At 66.9% G+C, this 17,138-nt stretch carries 13 protein-coding genes; 8 read left to right on the top strand and 5 right to left on the bottom strand.

Annotated elements, in window-relative coordinates; genetic code table 11:
• Positions 1 to 121: 121 nt before the first annotated feature.
• Positions 122 to 1,645 carry an outer membrane beta-barrel protein gene (locus BHK69_RS01350; protein WP_069688546.1) on the top strand — a complete coding sequence of 508 codons (1,524 nt, stop codon included), beginning with the start codon at positions 122 to 124 and terminating at the stop codon, positions 1,643 to 1,645.
• Between the two features lie 78 nt (positions 1,646 to 1,723).
• On the opposite strand, the gene BHK69_RS01345 is transcribed toward BHK69_RS01350, so the two are convergent.
• Entirely contained in the window at positions 1,724 to 3,580 is a 1,857-nt protein-coding gene (locus BHK69_RS01345; protein ID WP_083269049.1) for a M3 family oligoendopeptidase, read from the bottom strand.
• Between the two features lie 212 nt (positions 3,581 to 3,792).
• Between BHK69_RS01345 and BHK69_RS01340 the strand changes: the two genes are divergently transcribed.
• The 3 genes from BHK69_RS01340 to BHK69_RS01330 all read left to right on the top strand — a co-directional run bounded on the left by BHK69_RS01340 (position 3,793) and on the right by BHK69_RS01330 (position 9,366).
• Complete coding sequence (locus tag BHK69_RS01340) at positions 3,793 to 5,286, top strand: sigma-54-dependent transcriptional regulator (RefSeq protein ID WP_069688545.1); 1,494 nt, start codon at positions 3,793 to 3,795, stop codon at positions 5,284 to 5,286.
• A 189-nt stretch (positions 5,287 to 5,475) separates the two neighbouring features.
• Complete coding sequence (locus BHK69_RS01335) at positions 5,476 to 7,377, top strand: L,D-transpeptidase scaffold domain-containing protein (protein ID WP_083269048.1); 1,902 nt, start codon at positions 5,476 to 5,478, stop codon at positions 7,375 to 7,377.
• Between the two features lie 180 nt (positions 7,378 to 7,557).
• Positions 7,558 to 9,366, top strand: coding sequence for a peptidoglycan L,D-endopeptidase MepK (locus BHK69_RS01330; protein ID WP_069688543.1), 1,809 nt, complete (start codon positions 7,558 to 7,560; stop codon positions 9,364 to 9,366).
• A 247-nt stretch (positions 9,367 to 9,613) separates the two neighbouring features.
• Here BHK69_RS01330 and BHK69_RS01325 read toward each other — a convergent pair whose 3' ends face one another.
• Entirely contained in the window at positions 9,614 to 10,228 is a 615-nt protein-coding gene (locus BHK69_RS01325; RefSeq protein WP_069688542.1) for a glutathione S-transferase family protein, read from the bottom strand.
• Positions 10,229 to 10,412: 184 nt separating this feature from the next.
• Here BHK69_RS01325 and corA point away from each other — a divergent pair, with 184 nt between their 5' ends.
• A complete protein-coding gene (gene corA, locus BHK69_RS01320) occupies positions 10,413 to 11,480 on the top strand; it encodes a magnesium/cobalt transporter CorA (protein WP_069688541.1) in 1,068 nt (355 codons plus the stop codon).
• A gap of 102 nt (positions 11,481 to 11,582) precedes the next feature.
• Here corA and BHK69_RS01315 read toward each other — a convergent pair whose 3' ends face one another.
• Together BHK69_RS01315 and BHK69_RS01310 are read right to left on the bottom strand one after the other, a co-directional pair.
• On the bottom strand, positions 11,583 to 11,825 hold the full coding sequence (locus BHK69_RS01315; protein WP_069688540.1) for a DUF2312 domain-containing protein: 243 nt from the start codon (positions 11,823 to 11,825) through the stop codon (positions 11,583 to 11,585).
• A 111-nt stretch (positions 11,826 to 11,936) separates the two neighbouring features.
• On the bottom strand, positions 11,937 to 12,755 hold the full coding sequence (locus BHK69_RS01310) for an N-formylglutamate amidohydrolase (RefSeq protein ID WP_069688539.1): 819 nt from the start codon (positions 12,753 to 12,755) through the stop codon (positions 11,937 to 11,939).
• Positions 12,756 to 12,881: 126 nt separating this feature from the next.
• Between BHK69_RS01310 and BHK69_RS01305 the strand changes: the two genes are divergently transcribed.
• Genes BHK69_RS01305 through pyk form a run of 3 tightly spaced genes read left to right on the top strand, consistent with a single transcriptional unit; the run spans position 12,882 to position 16,085 of the window.
• Entirely contained in the window at positions 12,882 to 14,186 is a 1,305-nt protein-coding gene (locus BHK69_RS01305) for a glycerate kinase type-2 family protein (RefSeq protein ID WP_069688538.1), read from the top strand.
• A 1-nt stretch (position 14,187) separates the two neighbouring features.
• On the top strand, positions 14,188 to 14,631 hold the full coding sequence (locus BHK69_RS01300) for a DUF1036 domain-containing protein (RefSeq protein ID WP_069688537.1): 444 nt from the start codon (positions 14,188 to 14,190) through the stop codon (positions 14,629 to 14,631).
• Between the two features lie 14 nt (positions 14,632 to 14,645).
• Positions 14,646 to 16,085 (top strand): pyruvate kinase, encoded by a 1,440-nt coding sequence (gene pyk, locus BHK69_RS01295; RefSeq protein WP_069688536.1) that lies wholly within the window; start codon positions 14,646 to 14,648, stop codon positions 16,083 to 16,085.
• Positions 16,086 to 16,151: 66 nt separating this feature from the next.
• Here pyk and BHK69_RS01290 read toward each other — a convergent pair whose 3' ends face one another.
• Positions 16,152 to 17,117 carry an alpha/beta fold hydrolase gene (locus BHK69_RS01290; RefSeq protein WP_069688535.1) on the bottom strand — a complete coding sequence of 322 codons (966 nt, stop codon included), beginning with the start codon at positions 17,115 to 17,117 and terminating at the stop codon, positions 16,152 to 16,154.
• Positions 17,118 to 17,138 lie beyond the last annotated feature (21 nt).

The raw sequence follows: 17,138 nt of genomic DNA, 5'->3' as shown, positions 1-17,138 counted from the left end.
CCACCATTCCTCGCCGCACTGAGCGGTACATTGACGCGCCATTAACCCTCTTCGTTCTAACTCTCTTAACCATGCGCGCCATGCCGGCGCGCCAGCCTTTGTCTGGAGCGAGAGCCTCCGCGTGCCCCGTCGCGTCATCATTCTGCTGTCGGGCGTCGCCGCGACCAGCCTTGTGCTCGCCACGGCTGGCGCGCAGGCGCAGACGCGCGCGACGGGCTTGCGCAGCGGCACACCGGTCTATGTCGCGCAGGACAAGCCTGCCGCACCCTCTCCGTCGGGCTTTCCCAGCACGCCGAGCGGTGTCGCAGACCCCGCCATCCTGATCCAGGACCAGAATTCGGTGGTGTCGCGCCGGCCGCCGCCGCGTGCGAGCAAGCCGGTGCAGGCGCGTGGCCTGCGCGGCGTCACGCAGCGCCAGTTCCGCGCGCCGCAGCGCATCGTCACCGGTCTGCCGCCGGCGCCCGATCCGCCGCCGCCGCGCCGGCGCAAGACGGCTGTCGAGGAAGACCCCTACGCACCGCTCGGCCTGCGGCTCGGCAATGTCACGCTGAAGCCGGGCTTCACCAATTCGATCGGCTATGACAACAACCCGCAGCGGGTCAGCGGAGCGGCACGCAACAGCTCCCCGTTCAGCCGCCATGAGGCTGATCTCGCCATCCAGTCGGACTGGAATACCAACGAGCTGAAAGGCTCGCTGCGCGCCGGCTATTCCGATTATTTCCGCGACAGGGACGCCTCGCGCCCCGATGGCGAGGGTAATCTCGATCTGCGGCTGGATGCGACGCGCGACACCCGCATCCTGCTCGAGAGCCGGTTCAAGCTCGACACGCAGCGCCCGGGCTCGCCCGATCTCACGGCCTCCGTCACCGGCCGGCCCTTGGTCTATCAATACGGTGCCTCGGCCGGCGTGACCCATGACATGAATCGCCTGCAATTGACGCTGCGCGGCTCGGTCGACCGCAGCGACTATGAAGACGCCAAGCTCACCAGCGGCGCGACGCTCAGCCAGAAGGACCGCAATCAGACGCAATATGGCGTCAGGCTGCGCGCGGCCTATGAGGTGACGCCGGGCTTCAAGCCCTTCATCCAGGGCGAGATCGACACGCGGCAATTCGATCAGTCCGTCGATTCCTCAGGCTATCAGCGCTCCTCCAACGGCCTGACGGGGCGGGTCGGCTCGACCTTCGAGCTCAGCCGGCTGGTCACGGGCGAAGTCTCGGCCGGCTATCAGGACCGGGCCTATGACGACGACCGATTGAAGAACCTGCGCGGCTTCATCGGCGATGCCGCGATCCTGTGGTCGCCGACGCCGTTGACGACGGTGACCCTGCGCGGCACCTCGGAGCTCGGCGACACCACCATCGCCGGCTCGTCGGGCACGACGGCAAGGCGCGTCTCGCTGGAAATAGCGCATGCGCTGCGCCGCAACCTGACCCTCACCGGCTTCGCCAATTTCGGCCGCACCGAATATGACGGGCAGGGCCTGCGTGAGGATTTCTCCAGCATGGGCGCCCGTGTCGAGTACAAGCTGACCCGGACCTTCTCGGTGCGGGCGAGCTTCACCCATGAGCGCCTGAACTCGACCGCTCAGGGCTCGGACTACACGGCGAACGTCGCGCAGGTGGGATTGAGGGTGCAGTTCTGAGGGCGAGTAGCGAATGGCGAGTGGCGAATGGTCGTCTAATTTCTCGTCGCCACTCGCCACTCGCTACTCGCCCCCGTCCTACTCCATTCCTTCCAGCTCGATGATCATCCCCTCGATCATCTTCAACCCGATCTGCCAGAAGGCGGGATCGCGGGCGTCGAGGCCGAAGGGCGCGAGCAGCTCGGAATGGTGCTTGGTGCCGCCGGCCGAGAGCAGGGCGAAATAGCGCTCCTGGAAGCCCTCGGCTGCGTTCTGGTAGACGCCGTAAAGCGAGTTCACCAGGCAATCGCCGAAGGCATAGGCGTAGACGTAGAACGGCGAATGGATGAAGTGCGGGATGTAGCACCAGAACGGCTCGTAGCCCGATCCCAGCCTGATCGCCGGCCCCAGGCTCTCAGCCTGCACGCTCATCCAGAGTTCGCAGAGATTCTCAGCCGTCAGCTCGCCTGATCTGCGCGCCTCATGGACCTTGCGCTCGAAGGAGTAGAACGCGATCTGGCGCACGACCGTGTTGATCATGTCCTCGACCTTGGCCGCCAGCATCGCCTTGCGCTGCTTTGCGTCCCTGGTGCCGTCGAGCAGGCGGCGGAAGGTCAGCATCTCCCCGAAGACGCTGGCGGTCTCGGCCAGCGTCAATGGCGTCGGCGCCATCAGTGCGCCATTGGGGCCGGCCAGCACCTGGTGGACGCCATGGCCGAGCTCATGGGCCAGCGTCATCACGTCACGCGGCTTGCCCTGATAGTTCACGAGCACATAGGGATGCGCGGATGGCACGGTCGGGTGAGCAAACGCGCCCGGCGCCTTGCCGGGGCGCGCCGGCGCGTCGATCCAGCACTCATCGAAGAAGCGCCGCGCGATGCCGGCCATCTCGGGCGAGAAGGCGTGGTAGGCGTCGAGCACGGTGTCGCGCGCCTCGGCCCAGGGAATGGTGCGCTGCTCGACTTGCGGCAGCGGCGCGTTGCGGTCCCAGAAATCGAGCTGCTCGCGGCCGAACCATTTGGCCTTGAGCTTGTAGTAGCGGTGCGACAGGCGCGGATAGGCCTCGCGTACCGCGGAAACGAGAGCGTCCACGACCTCTCGCTCGACGCGATTGGCTAGATGGCGGGAATCCGCGACATCCTCGAATTTGCGCCAGCGGTCGGAAATCTCCTTGTCCTTGGCGAGCGTGTTGGTGATCAGCGCGAAGCTGCGCAATTGACCGCGGAAGACCTCGCCCAGCGCTTCGGCCGCAGCCTTGCGGACCGCGCCGTCGGCGTCCTGCAGCTTGTTCAGCGTCAGTTCGAGCGTCAGTTCCTCGCCGTCGAGCGTGAAGCGCAGCGAGGCGATGGTCTCGTCGAAGAGCCGGTTCCAGGCCGCTTGCCCGGTCATCGACTTCTCGTGGAACAATTCCTCGATGCGATCCTCGAGCTGGTGCGGCTTGTCCTTGGCGAGGTCGTCGAGCCAGGGCTTCCAATGCGAAAGCGGCGCCTGGCCCGAGATGCGCGCCATCAGCGCGGGGTCGATCCGGTTCAGCTCCAGCTCGAAGAAGAGCAATTCTGTCACGGCCGCGTTCAGGCGGTCCTGCGTGTCGCCATAGAATTTCGCGCGCTGCGGGTCGGTGGTATCGCCGGAATAGACCAGGCCGGCATAAGCGCCGATTCGCCCGAGCAGGTCGCTGAGCGTCTCATAACCGGCGACCGCCTCGGCCAGCACGGTCGCGGCGTCCTCGCGCTGGGCGAACGGGCCGAGCTTGCCGCGATAGAGTTCGGCGAAGCGCTGCGATTCGCTCAAAGCGCGTTCGAGGTCGGCCTTGAAGGCGGGCGAATCCATCGCCGGGTAGAGGTGGCTCAGATCCCATTCCGGCAGCGGGCCCAGCGCCTTGGCGCTGCGCGCCGAGCGCTCGGCAGCTGTGGCGAAAGCGGCGGGATCGACCATCCCTGTCACGACGAAATTCATCTCTGCAACACCTCGCTGGCCCGATAGGCCTTCCCCACTCATATGCGCGGAGCGGCGTTTGCGATCAACGCCGGAGCGCCGGGCAGAGATGGTTTGACGCAGGCTGTGGCGCTTAAGCGCCGCTTAACCGTTCTGGCCGAGGATGACCCAGAACGGAACAGCCGATTCCGTCTCGCGATGTCGTTTTCGCTCTGCCTGGCCTTCGAGGTTTCATGTCCGCCACCGTTCTCGTCGTCGACGACGATCCCGTCCAGCGCCGTCTGCTCGACGCGATGCTGAAGCGCTTTGGTTACGATGTGGTCGTCGTCGAGAGCGGCAGCGAGGCGGTCAATCTGCTTGGCCATGGGGAGGGCGAGAAATTCGATGCCGTGGTGCTCGATCTCGTCATGCCGGAGCTCGATGGCATGGGTGTGCTCGCGGCGCTGCGCGAGCGCGGCATCGAGACGCCGGTCATCGTGCAGACGGCGCATAGCTCGATCGAGACCGTCGTCTCGGCGATACGCGCCGGCGCGGTCGATTTCGTGGTCAAGCCGGTCGGCGCGGAACGCCTGCAGATATCGCTCAAGAACGCGCTGAAGCTGGGCGCGCTCGAACATGAATTGCGTCACATCAAGCGGCGTGTCTCCGGCACGCTCGGTTTCCGCGACCTCGCCACCAAGAGTGCCGACATGGCGCGCGTGGTGCGCCTGGCCGAGCGCGCTGCCAAATCCAATATCCCGATCTTGGTCGAGGGCGAATCGGGCGTTGGCAAGGAGGTGCTGGCGCGCGCGATCCAAGGCACCAGCGACCGCAAGGGCAAGCCCTTCGTCACGGTGAACTGCGGCGCGATCCCGCATAATCTCGTCGAGTCGATCCTGTTCGGCCATGAGAAGGGCGCCTTCACCGGCGCGACCGAGCGCCATATCGGCAAATTCGTCGAGGCCAATGGCGGCACGCTCTTCCTCGACGAGGTCGGCGAATTGCCGCTCGACGCGCAGGTCAAGTTATTGCGTGCCATCCAGGAGGGTGAGGTCGACCCTGTCGGCGCCAAGAAGTCGGTGCGCGTCGATATCCGCATCATCTCCGCGACCAATAAGAGCCTGCTCGACCAGGTGAAGCAGGGCGAGTTCCGCGAGGATCTCTATTACCGCCTCAACGTCTTCCCGATCACGCTTCCGCCCTTGCGCCAGCGCCGCGAGGATATCGCCGATCTGGCGCGCGGTTTCCTGGCGCGCTTCGCCGCTGAGGAAGGCAAGAAGCTGCGCGGGCTCAGCGCCGAGGCGCTTGGGCTGATCAGCGGCTATGACTGGCCGGGCAATGTCCGCCAGCTCGAGAACGCGATGTTCCGCGCGGTGGTCCTGGCCGATGGCGACGAATTGACCGTGGCCGAGTTCCCGCAGATCGCGGCCCAGATGGAGGGCTTCGACATCCGCATCCCGCCGGTGTCGGCCTCGCTGATGCGCCAGGACATGCGCAACGACACGCCGCGCATCATCCAGATGCCGGTGCGCGATCCCAATTCGCTCGAACTTGTCGCGGGGTCCGACATGCGCAAGCTCGATGCTCTCGAGCGCGAGATCATCAAATTCGCGCTGACGCATTACCGCGGTCACATGTCGGAGATATCGCGCAAGCTCGGCATCGGCCGCTCGACGCTCTATCGCAAGCTCAAGGATTACGGGCTGATCGAGAATGAGTCTGGTGCTGAAGGCGAGGACGCGGCCTGACGCATGCAGCCGAATCGCAGCTCCCTATTCGCGAATGGCGGGGTCGGTTTCGGCCGAGATCACACTAAAAATTTAAAGCCGATCGGCACTGTCTGAATAGCGGGGGCTGTTGCGCCGCCGCATCTTGTCCAAATCCGCTGACTCACGCAGAAGCGGTGAGATCTCGGCGAACATTCGAGGATAGCCAGCATGCGTCGTCGCCACTGGGCGGGCTTGGGTTCAGCCTCGGTTCTGGCGCTTGCGCTGGGGCTGACGGCAGCGCGCGCGCAAGCGCCTTCTGCCCAAGCGCCCTCTACCATGGAACCTGCGCTCGGCCTCGCGTTGCCGGAGCAGCCGGCCCTGGTCATCCTGCGCGAAGAGCGGCCGGCCGAGGCCTCTCGGGAAGAGCCCGGCATGGTGACGGGAACGGTCGCTCCCTCAGTGGTGCCGCAGAACAATCTCGTGACGTCCGAGCCGCAGCCTACGCCTGCGACGACGCCCGGGGTCGATGACCGTCCCGCAGCGCTCGACATCCCAGCCGCCGACATCCCGGCCGTCGATCTGCCGCCGCTCGATCCGGCGCTGGCGCCGCCCGAGCCGCTGCGCTCGGCTGCGCCCAGCGAGGTCACGATTCCCCCGCCGGACCTGCCCAAGGTCGTGGTCGAATTGCCCTCCGGCTCCACTCTCGCCGGTGATATCGCGGCGCGCATGAGCGAGGGGCTGGCGCTGCCGCGCCTGGCCGAACGTGAGCGCAACGAGATCCTGGCCGCCTATCAGGCGCAGGAGAACCGGCCGCTGTGGATCGACGGCAAGGGCTGGAGCGAGGCCGCCAAGCATCTCGTCGCCCAGCTCGGCCGCGCGGCTGAGGACGGGCTGAGGCCGACCGATTATCCGCTGCCGGTGTTCGAGGCGAGCGACAAGGGCAAGCTCGCAGAAGCCGATGTCAGGCTCTCGGCATTGGCCGTGCTCTATGCCCGCGATGCGCGCGGCGGCCGCATCGATCCGCGCCGCCTGTCGAAGCTGATCACGCCGACGCTCTATCTGCCCTCGGCTACCGAGGTGCTGTCGGAACTGACGGCGGTGCAGGATCCGGGTGCGGCGCTCGCCGCCTATAACCCGCCGCATGAGCAGTATCGCCGCCTCAAGGCCAAGCTCGCCGAGTTGCGCGAGCATCTCGACGATACGCCGCTGGTGCGCATTCCGGCTGGCCCGCCGCTGAAGCTCGGCATGCGTGACGAGCGCGTGCCGCTGGTCCGGGCGCGACTGGGCCTGGGCCCGTCGGAGGAACCGGTCTTCGATCATTCGACCGCGCTGGCGCTTGCCGATTTCCAGAAGAAGGCCGGGCTGCCGGCCAATGGCGTGCTCAGCGAGCGCACGCTGGCCGCGCTGGGTACGCCGGCGACCGCGCGCGGCGAGCAGGACATCATCGCCCAGATGGAGCGCTGGCGCTGGCTGCCGCCCGATCTCGGTGAGAGCCACATCATCGTCAACGTGCCGGAGTTCATGGTCCGCGTCGTGCGCGACGGCAAGGTCGTGCACGAGACCCGCGCCATTGTCGGCAAGCCCGATACGGCGACGCCGATCTTCTCGCACAAGATGGACCACGTCATCGTGAATCCGTCCTGGAACGTGCCGCCTTCGATCCTGAAGAAGGAGTTCCTGCCGGGGCTCGCTGCCGATCCGAACTATGCCGCCAAGCGCGGCTATGTGGTGACGCGGCACGGCAACAACATCTCCGTCCGCCAGCCCCCGGGCGAGCGCAACGCGCTCGGCTGGATCAAGTTCATGTTCCCCAACGACCATGCCGTCTATCTGCACGACACGCCGAACCGCCGGCTTTTCGCCAGCGAGCGTCGCGCGTTCAGCCATGGCTGCGTGCGCGTCGACAATCCCTTCCTGCTGGCGGACCAGGTGCTCGGGCCGGACTGGTCGCATGAGCGGCTGAAGCGCCTGATTGGCTCGGGCGAGCGCATGATCAAGCTGCCGCAGCCATTACCGATTCATCTGGTCTATAATACCTATGTCGTAGGCGCCGACGGCCACATGACGGTTTTCGACGATCTCTACGGCTTCCATCGGCTCGTCCGGCAGGCGCTGGAGCAGCGCGGCTGAACCCATCCGGCGGGCTGGGCACGGTTTCGCCACGTTCCGCGGTTAGCGGAACTCGGCGGAAAATTCTGGGTATGGCGATTGCCGACCTGGTAACCTTGGATTAACTCTTCTCCGCAACTGTTCGTTCACGTTCATCGCGCCGCGTCAGGCGTGCACCGAGACGGGTCAAGCAGATTGGGCATGTCTATCGCCACGCGTTCGAGACGGCTTTCGGCGCTGCCGAAGCCGGGCTTCCGCCAGTTTTTGGCGCTGAGCGTGGCGGCCACGGCTCTGATGCTCGGCGTGCGCGGCACGCAGGATGCCGTCGCCAATGGCGACACGCGCACCATCACCATCACGCATATGCACACCAAGGAGGAGACGACCGTCACCTTCAAGCGCGATGGCCGCTATGATTCCGCTGCGCTGGAGAAGCTGAACTGGGCGCTGCGCGACTGGCGCACCGACGAGCCGATCCGGATGGACCCGCGCCTGTTCGACGTCGCCTGGGAGGTGCAGCGCGCGGTTGGTTCCCAGGAATCCTTCCACGTCGTCTCGGCCTATCGCTCGCCGGGCACCAATTCGATGCTGCGCCGGCGCTCGCGAGCTGTCGCCAAGAACAGCCAGCACATGCTCGGCAAGGCGATGGATTTCTATCTGCCGGATACGCCGACGGCCAAGATCCGCGAGGCCGGCATGCGGCTCCAGCGCGGCGGCGTCGGCTTCTATCCCGGCGCGCATACGCCCTTCGTCCATCTCGACGCCGGCTCGGTCCGTTCCTGGCCGCGCATGACGCGCGATCAATTGGTGCGGCTGTTCCCGGACGAGAAGACAGTGCATCTGCCGGCCGATGGCCATCCGCTCGCGGGCTATGAACTGGCCAAGGCCGATGTGATGTCGCGCGGCGGCTCGGTCGCCGGTTACGCGAGTGCCGATTCCGATGAAGGCGCGGTGATCTCGTCGGGTCGCAAGAGCTTGTGGGCGGCCCTTTTCGGCGGCGATGACGAGGAAGCGGATGCGCGCCCGACGCGCGGCCGCGGCAATTCGCCAAAGCCCCAGCCGACGGTCATGGCCTATGCCGCCCCCGCCCGGGATGACAGCAATTCCAATGATGGCGGGCGCTTCGCCGTTGCGGTGCAGGCTCCCGCTCCCGAACCCGCCGCCCGCACGGTCGTGCGCGAGCGCTCCGAGCGGCTGGCGCCGAGAATCGTCGAGCCGCAACCGGCGCAGGTCGCCGCCGTGGCGCCCGCCGCTGCACCGGCACCGCCGGCCGACGACAAGCGGCCGAGACTGATCGACGCCCCGATTCCGCTGGCGCGACCGCGCGGCCTGACCATGCCGCTGCAGCCCGGCGATTCGATCCAGGTCGCGGCCTTGCCGGCCTCCGGCGGCGCGCTCGCCTTCGCCCCGCAAGGTGCGACCGCAGAGGATCAGAAGCTTGTCCTGGCCTCGCTGCCGCCGCGCCGGCCCGACCAGATGGTTTCGCTGATCGAGGCCGTGGTGGAAGGCAAGCCCATGAACGCGCCTATGCCGCCGACCCGCCCCGCTGCCTTCGCCAATCTGGTGCTCGCGGATCTGCGCGGCGGGACGGGAGCCTCCGCCGAGACGCCGCAGGTGCAGCCGGCTGGGCGTCTGGTCACGATCACGCATCCGCTGCCGCCTGGCCGTCCGCGCGAGGACGGTTTTGTGCTGGCCTCGATGCCCTCCGTCAGCCGGCATGCGCCAAGCCCGGCTCCGGCGACCCCGATCGTGGCGCAATATGATGCCGACCGGACGGGGCTCGATTCGCTCTTCGCGACGGTTGTGCGCAGCCCGGCCACCGCCGGCAAGGCGGTCACGGTCGCCACCGCCCGCACCAAAGCCGGGCCAGCCAACAATGCCGAACCGATTCAGGCTCCGGGACCGGCGGCCTCTCTCGGCTTCAGCCATGCCGAGCCGAGCGACGCCAAGACGGGCTCGTTCAGCGGCCCGGCGGTCAGGCCGCTGCCGACGAATTTCGTCCAGAACTGAGCGCAGCTCGTTTTGACGGCCATCTGACGCGGCTGTCTGCGCTTCCGGTGCTCACGGACTTTAGTCCGCTGCGCTCCGGTTCTCGACAACCACGCCAGCCGACTCGCACGCCAGCCGACTCGAGCAGTTTCCGAACCAATTGGATCGTTCAACAGCTCTCGCTCTTTGTTTTAACGCGTTTTCTTCACGCGAACCGGTATCCACTTCGCTCGAAAACGCTCTAGCCAGAACGATCTGCGGGCGCGCTCTACGGTTCCTCGCGGTCGATCGGCCAATGCTTGAACACGTCGAGCGCCTCGCAGGCCTTCGCTTGCGCGGCCAGCGCCGGCCAGCGTTCCTCCGGCGCATAATCAGGGATCACGAAGCGGCAGAAACCCCAGGCGATCGCGGCGGAGATGTCGCCGGGCCGCAGGTTCGGCCCAGCGCCGAGTTCGCCGCGCTTGGTCGCCGCATCGAGCAGGTCGAGGGCGGTGTCGAGCTGCGCGACGATGCGCTCCTGCCAGGGCGCGTAGCGCTGTGCGTCGGGCCGTTTGCGCTCATACTCGATCGAGACGGCCTTGTCGGCGGCGACGATGCCGATACCGGTCAGGCCGAGATCGCGTGTCCGCGCGGCTGCATCGTTCGGGCGCAGCGAGCGGCCGGCGACATCCTCGAAATGCTGGATGATCAGATTGGAATCGGTGATCACCGTGCCGTCGTCGCAGACGAGCGAGGGCGCCTTGATCAGCGGGTTGATCTTGGCGAAGGCTTCCATGTGCCGGAACACCGAGACCGAACGGTGCTCGAAATCGAGCCCCAGGAGCCTCCCCGTGACGGCAGCGCGGCGGACATAAGGGCTGTCCAGCATTCCAACGAGCAACATGGCTGTCTCCAGTTCGGGTGCGCCGCAACAATGCCGCGAGGCCGGCGGGAAGCCACGCGAATTCGCGTGATTTCACGCATCACGGGGCGTGATGGAGCCGGGCAGCGCGAGAGGGAAAATCCTTGCCCGGGTCAACAAACGCGCTAGCCTGCGGGACAAGCCCCACGGTGGACGAGGTGCGCCGATGTCTGTCGCCGAAGAACGGTCTGCCGCCGAAACCCTGTCTTTTCCGCACGCCGCGCCAGCGCCCGCCAAGGTCCCCGAGCCAGGCCATCGCCACGAGACCGGCGTCGTCGCCTCCAGCGTCTATGCCCATGGCGTGCGCATCGCCGATATACCCATCGAGGAAGCTGGCGCATGGGCCCGCAAGGACGGCCATGTCGTCTGGATCGGCCTGCTCGAGCCCGATTCCGATCTGCTCCACCGTGTGCAGCAGCAGTTCAACCTGCATCCGCTTGCGGTCGAGGACGCGACGAACGCCCATCAGCGCCCGAAGCTCGAACAATATGGCGACGCGCTTTTCGTCGTCGCGCGCACGGCCCAGCTGGTCGACAAGCGCATCGCGTTTGGCGAGACGCATATCTTCGTCGGCAATGGCTATATCGTCAGCGTCCGCCACGGCGCCTCGACCTCGTACAAGACGGTGCGACAGCACTGGGAGACCTGTCCGACCTCGCTCGCGAAGGGGGAGGATTTCATCCTCTACGCGATCCTCGATTTCATCGTCGACAACTACATGCCGGTGCTCGAGGCGATCCATGAGGAGGTCGAGGAGATCGAGGACAAGGTGCTGGCGAAGCCGATGATCCGCGACGACATCGAGCGGCTCTACATGCTGCGGCGCGATCTTCTGCGCTTGCGCAATGCAGCCGCGCCTTTGGTCGATGTCTGCCAGCGCCTCGCCAATGCGAATGTGCCGCAGGTGCGCCCGACGCTCGCGCCGATGTTCCGCGACGTGACCGACCATGTCCGCACGGTTCAGGAAAAGATCGACAGCCTGCGCGAGGTGCTCGCCTTCGCCTTCGAGGTGAGCCTGCTCATCGGCCAGAGCCAGGAAAACGCGATCACCAAGAGGCTCGCCTCATGGGCTGCTATTCTCGCGGTGCCGACGGCAGTCGCCGGCATCTATGGCATGAACTTCAAGAACATGCCGGAGCTCGAACTCCAGTTCGGCTATCACACCGTCCTGGCGCTGATCGTCAGCTCCTGCGCGGTGCTCTTTTGGCGCTTCAAGAAGAATGGCTGGCTGTGAGCGGGCCTTTGCGCTCCGAAATCGGCAACACCCGCTCAGTCATCCCGGACAAGTGGCGCAAGCCGCGCTGATCCGGGATGACGTCGAGGGTGGATAAAAGGCTCAGGCGCTCTCGCCGACGGCCTGCAGGTAGAGGTCGAGGATGGCTTCCTCCTCGGCGCGCTCATTGGCGTCGCGCTTGCGGATGGCGATCACCTTGCGCAGGACCTTGACGTCGTAGCCATTGCCCTTGGCCTCGGCATAGACCTCCTTGATGTCGTCGGAGATGGTCTTCTTCTCTTCCTCGAGGCGCTCGATGCGCTCGACGATGCTCTTCAGCTGGTCGCCAGCAACCGGATCTTCCATCTGCATATCCTTAAGCGGTGGGGAAATTTGGCCGGAGGGTTCGCACCGCGCGGGGGCCGGCGTCAAGCGCGAAGCGGCACTTCGCGCGGGATGCTCAACAGCCGCGATGTCTCAGCCGGCGCGCAATGAGGCAAGACATCCGGGCAGGATTGCGGCCAGTCGCTCGCCCCAGTCGCGTGCGGTGGCGTCGCTGGCGATCAGATCCTGGCGCAGTTCGATCAGCGTCTCGTGCAAGCCGCGGCGCGTCGCGTGACGGTCGATCGTGTCGCCGGGCAGGCCGCCGCGATAGGGTTCGTTGTCGCCGACCACGAGATCGCCCTCGCGCTGCAAGGCGGCGATCAGCAGCTGCGACAATGCGCCTTCACCGTCCCAGAGCACGCCGACATGCCAGGGCCGCGCTGCGGCCTTCCAGAATGGCGTGAAGGAGTGCAGCGAGACGATCGCGGGCGGGTGACCGGCGGCGAGTGCGGCGTCTACCGCCGCATCGATCGCCGCGTCATAGGGCTCGTAGTAGCGCGCCACGCGCTCAGTGATGCCGGCTTGATCGATATGACGGTTGCCGGGCACGATCGCGCCGTCGGAGAGGCGCATCACCAGCGTCGGGTCGTCCAGGCCGCGATTGGGGTCGATCAGCAGGCGCGAGAAATTGCTCAGCACGGCAGGCGCATTGAGCGCCCGCGCCATGGCGCGCGTCATCTCGGCCGCGCCGATGTCATAGGCGATATGGCGTTCGAGCTGGGCCGGCGGCAGGCCGAGCGAATCGAGTTCGGGCGGGATCGCGTTGGTGGCGTGGTCGCAGATCAGCAGGATGCCGCTCGCGAGATCGCCCGGAATGACCTCGACCTCGCCGGGTGCGCGGAGCACCGCCGGCTTCAGCGCTATGGCCGGTCGGGTCTTGGCCGGTTGGGTCTCGGCCGGATCGATCCGCATGCGTCCCTCAAAAAGTATGATTATATCGGGAAAAGGCTGATGACGTTCGCCCGGCCGCGACTTAAAAGAATCAGCAACGAAAGTCGATGAAATCGACATGAAAGTTCGGGCGGAAGGTGGGCGGCGGTGCAGGCGAGACGTGACGATACGACAGGCTCTCGCGCAACCGCCCGTGTGATCTTCGATGCCGCCGTCGCGCGCGCCCATCCCGCCGGCTGCCTGCCGGCGCATCTGCCGGTTCCTCCGGCAACGGGGCGCCTGATCCTGCTCGCCGCTGGCAAGGCGGCGGGCAGCATGACCGCGCTGGCCGAGGCACATTATCTCGATTCGGGCTTTCCGCAGGACCGGCTCACCGGCCATGCCGTCGCGCGCCATGGCTATGAGACGGTGACCCGCCACATCCCGATGGTCGCGGCCGGCCATCCCGTACCCGATCAGGGCAGCGTCGACAGCGCGGCGCTGGCGCTGGCGCTGGCGGCCTCCGCCGCCGCCGACGAGCTCGTGCTCGTGCTGCTCTCGGGCGGCGGTTCGGCGAACTGGGTTGCGCCGGCCGGCAGCCTGACGCTGGCCGAGAAGCAGGCGGTCAACAAGGCGCTGCTGCGCTCGGGCGCGCCGATCGGCGAGATGAACATCGTCCGCAAGCGGCTTTCGCGGATCAAGGGCGGCAGGTTGGCGCTCGCCGCCGCTCCGGCGCGTTTGCTGACGCTTGCGGTCTCCGACGTGCCCGGCGATGAGCCGACAGCCATCGCCTCGGGGCCGACCGTGCCCGACCCGACCACGCTGGCGCAGGCCCGTGCCATCGTCGCCCGTTACAAGCTCGATCTGCCGCCCGCCGCGCGCGCGCTTCTCGATGACGATGCCAGCGAGACGCCCAAGCCCGGCCATCCCGCCTTCGCCAACAGCGAATTCCGCATTATCGCCCGCCCGGCCGATGCGCTTGCGGCGGCGAGGGAGGCTGCAGAGGCTGCAGGCTATGCGGTGCATGATCTTGGCGCCGATCTCGAAGGCGAGGCACGCGATGTCGCCAACGCCCATGCGGCGCTCGCGTGCAAATTGAAGGCGCTGGGCAAGCGCACCGCCATCCTGTCCGGCGGTGAATTGACGGTGACGCTGCGCGGGCAAGGCCGGGGCGGGCCGAATCAGGAATATGCGCTGGCGCTCGCCATCGCGCTCGCCGGCGAACCGGGCATCGTCGCACTCTCGGGCGATACCGACGGCACCGACGGCGGTGGCGGCGAGGCGACCGATCCGGCCGGTGCGGTGATCGATCCCACGACTTTGACGCGCGCTGCCGCGCTCGGCCTCGTTCCTGCCCAATCGCTCGCCGACAACGATTCGACGGGTTTCTTCGAGCCGCTCGGCGATCTGCTGCGGACGGGACCGACCCTGACCAATGTGAATGATTGCCGCGTGATCCTGATAGACCCTTGAGATGACCCGCATCAGCCCGACGATCTTGCGACTATGCCTGCTGGCGGCCTGCCTCGTGGCCGGGGCTTCGCCCGCCTTCGCCGATCTGCGCATGTGCAACACCACAGGCAGCCGCGTCGGCGTCGCGATCGGCTATCGCGACGCGCAGGGTTGGACCACGGAAGGCTGGTGGAACCTCAGCCCGCGCGGCTGCGAGACGCTGCTGCGCGGCACCTTGGCGGCGCGTTTCTACTATGTGCATGCTGTCGATTACGACAAGGGTGGCGAATGGACGGGAAAATCCGTCATGTGCACGCGCAACAAGGAATTCACGATCCGTGGCATCGAGGATTGCCTGGCGCGCGGTTTCGACCGCGCCGGCTTCTTCGAGGTCGATACGGGCGAGCAGAAAAGCTGGACGATCCAGCTCACCGACACCACCGGCAATGCGCCGCAACGCCCCTGAGGGATTGAAGAAGAATGAAGCGGGAACGCCGGATCAAGATCATCGCCACGCTGGGGCCTGCCTCCGCGACCGAGGAGATGTGCGCAAAGCTGTTCGAGGCGGGCGTCGACGTCTTCCGCATCAATATGAGCCACACACAGCGCGAGACCCTGCCCGAGAAGATCGCGATGCTGCGCTCGCTGGAGACGAAATTCCGTCGCCCGGTCGGGATTCTCGCCGATCTGCAGGGGCCGAAGCTGCGCGTCGGCCAGTTCGGCGGCGATGGCGGCGTGATGCTGGAGAAGGGCGCGAAGTTCACGCTCGATTCCGACCCCGCGCCCGGCACGCTCAAGCGGGTGCATCTGCCCCATCCCGAGATCCTGACCGCGCTGGAGCCCGGCCACAACCTCATCCTCGACGACGGCAAGATCCGGCTCGTGGTCGAGAAGGCGACGCGAACCCAGGCCGTGACCCGCGTCACGATCGCCGGCCGCCTGTCCTCGCGCAAGGGCGTCAGCCTGCCGGATACGACGATCCCGGTCTCGGCGATGACGGATAAGGACCGTTCGGACGCTGAAGCCGCGGCTGCCGCCGGCGTCGACTGGATCGCGCTCTCCTTCGTGCAGCGGCCCGAGGACATGGCCGATCTGCGCAAGATCGTGCAGGGCAGGGCGCTGGCGCTCGCCAAGATCGAGAAGCCCCAGGCCTTGCTGCGTCTGGAGGAGATCATCGAGGCGTCCGACGCGATCATGGTGGCGCGCGGCGATCTCGGCGTCGAGATGCCGCTGGAGAAGGTGCCCGGCACGCAGAAGCGCATCGTCCGCATGGCGCGGCGCAAGGGCAAGCCGGTCGTCGTCGCCACGCAGATGCTGGAGAGCATGATCACCGCCCCGGTGCCGACGCGCGCCGAGGTCTCCGACGTCGCCACCGCCGTGTTCGAGGGCGCCGATGCGGTGATGCTCTCGGCCGAGAGCGCGGCCGGACAATATCCGATCGAGGCGGTGACGATGATGAACCGCATCGCCGAGGAGGTCGAAAGCGAATCGGTCTACCGCACCATCCTGGAATCACAGCGGGCCGAGCCCGAGGCGACGGGCGCCGACGCCATCGCCAAGGCCGCCCATGAGATCGCCGACACGCTGAACCTCAAGGCCGTCTGCGCCTGGACCTCTTCGGGCTCGACGGCGATGCGGCTCGCGCGCGAGCGGCCGAATTCGACGGTGATCGCCTTGACCCCGAACCGGGCCACGGCGCGCCGCCTCACCCTGGTCTGGGGCGTGCATGCGGTCGTGACCAAGGACGCCAGCGACATCGACGACATGGCCTCGCGCGCCTGTAAATTCGCGGTGCGCGAGAACTTCGCCAAGCTCGGCGACCGCATCATCGTGGTGGCGGGCGTGCCCTTCGGCACGCCGGGCGCGACCAATATGGTCCGCATCGCCTTCGTGGCGAAGGAGCATGTCGAGCAGGCGTGAGGGCAATGTCGTTTCGTGCGCGTCGCAGCACGCAGCGCTGCAACGCGTGCGGGATGACACGGTGCGTCAGTTCAGCGCCAGCCCCGATCGGGGGCCGACCATCTGGTCGATCGCCTCGACGACGATCTCCGGCGCGGCGTGGTGCGGCATGTGGCCGACGCCTGGCAGCAGGATGAGCCGGCCCTGCGGCGCTTCGCGCGCGATCGCAGCTGAATGGATCGTGGGTGAGACGATGGCGTCGCTGTCGCCGGTGATCGCGGTCACCGGCAGCTTGAGTTCGCGATAGCGCGGGGCCTGCGCTGTGACGAAATCAAGGGTCGCGGCGATATCCTGCGAATTGGCCTGGAAGTCGGCCGGGCGCAGCAGCAACCGGATCTCGCCCGTATCGAGATAGCCGGGCGTCACCGCACGCGGTGCAAAGACGCTGCTCGCACCCTCGTCCAGCATGAGATTCGCGGCGGGCAAGGCGACGAGCCTGGTGAAGAGCGGGCCGATCAAGGGCGATGTCGCGAGGTGGTGATACCAGGCGATGCCGGTCGGCCAGGGATGGGTGACGCCGCCGAGCAGGACGAGGCCCTTCAACCGCTGGGGCCGGTCGAGCGCGATGCGGGTCGAGAGCGCGCCGGCGAGCGAGTGCGCCACTAGCACGAAGCGCTCGGGCGCGATCTGGTCGAGCGCCTGCATGATCGCCGCGGCCTGGCGTGCGGGATCGGCCATTGCCGCGCCGTCCAGCCTGTCGCTCCAGCCATGGCCCGGCCGGTCGAGCGCGATGACGCGGTAATGGCCGAGCTCGGGTCCGAGCGTCGCCAGCAGGTCGGCATGGTCCGAGGAGGCGCCATGGACCAGCACGACCGTGCCATGGCTTTCGCCGGAGGGCTGGAGCTCGCGGTAGTGCAGCCGGCCGCCGGCGAGGGCGGCGAAGGCGCCCTTGGGCGGGTAGAGCCGGGCGACCTCGGCGCCGAGCCATTCGGTTCGCAGCATCAGGCCGCAGGCGAGAAGAAGGGCAGGGATGACGAGCGCGCGGATCAGCATGCTTCGCTTACGCTGCCGCGC

This window comes from Bosea vaviloviae (assembly GCF_001741865.1).
GTDB lineage: Bacteria > Pseudomonadota > Alphaproteobacteria > Rhizobiales > Beijerinckiaceae > Allobosea > Allobosea vaviloviae.
This window is presented reverse-complemented; position numbering and strand designations above follow the sequence as displayed.

Coding starts and splice junctions, on each gene's coding strand:
- BHK69_RS01345 (WP_083269049.1), bottom strand. CDS start 3,580: ATGAATTTCGTCGTGACAGGGATGGTCGATCCCGCCGCTTTCGCCACA.
- BHK69_RS01340 (WP_069688545.1), top strand. CDS start 3,793: ATGTCCGCCACCGTTCTCGTCGTCGACGACGATCCCGTCCAGCGCCGT.
- BHK69_RS01335 (WP_083269048.1), top strand. CDS start 5,476: ATGCGTCGTCGCCACTGGGCGGGCTTGGGTTCAGCCTCGGTTCTGGCG.
- BHK69_RS01330 (WP_069688543.1), top strand. CDS start 7,558: ATGTCTATCGCCACGCGTTCGAGACGGCTTTCGGCGCTGCCGAAGCCG.
- BHK69_RS01325 (WP_069688542.1), bottom strand. CDS start 10,228: ATGTTGCTCGTTGGAATGCTGGACAGCCCTTATGTCCGCCGCGCTGCC.
- corA (WP_069688541.1), top strand. CDS start 10,413: ATGTCTGTCGCCGAAGAACGGTCTGCCGCCGAAACCCTGTCTTTTCCG.
- BHK69_RS01315 (WP_069688540.1), bottom strand. CDS start 11,825: ATGGAAGATCCGGTTGCTGGCGACCAGCTGAAGAGCATCGTCGAGCGC.
- BHK69_RS01310 (WP_069688539.1), bottom strand. CDS start 12,755: ATGCGGATCGATCCGGCCGAGACCCAACCGGCCAAGACCCGACCGGCC.
- BHK69_RS01300 (WP_069688537.1), top strand. CDS start 14,188: ATGACCCGCATCAGCCCGACGATCTTGCGACTATGCCTGCTGGCGGCC.
- pyk (WP_069688536.1), top strand. CDS start 14,646: ATGAAGCGGGAACGCCGGATCAAGATCATCGCCACGCTGGGGCCTGCC.
- BHK69_RS01290 (WP_069688535.1), bottom strand. CDS start 17,117: ATGCTGATCCGCGCGCTCGTCATCCCTGCCCTTCTTCTCGCCTGCGGC.